Below are 233 nucleotides of genomic sequence, written 5' to 3' on the forward strand. Positions count from 1 at the left end.
AAACAAATTAAAGGCCGTCTGAAAGTAGGTTTCAGACGGCCTTTAATATAGATGTTGCCTAGCCTTTTATAAGGTTTCCAATACATCAGGCAACTCGGCCAAGCTGTTGAGCATGGCGACATGGGGCATGGAGGACAGCTGTTTGGAGGTATGTGCGCCGGTGGTGACTGCGATGGCGCGGATTTTGGCATTGGCGGCCAGTTCTAGGTCGTGGGTGGTGTCGCCGACGACGA

1 protein-coding gene is annotated in these 233 nt (G+C 52.4%); it reads right to left on the bottom strand.

The window, feature by feature from the left end; translation table 11 throughout:
• Window positions 1-66: 66 nt before the first annotated feature.
• Window positions 67-233: HAD family hydrolase (locus tag ACTHR7_RS10945; protein WP_440370824.1), on the bottom strand; the 167-nt coding region annotated here is incomplete at its 5' end.

The sequence above is a fragment of the Neisseria sp. P0007.S010 genome (assembly GCF_051962875.1).
In the GTDB taxonomy this organism is placed as follows: Bacteria; Pseudomonadota; Gammaproteobacteria; order Burkholderiales; family Neisseriaceae; genus Neisseria; species Neisseria subflava_A.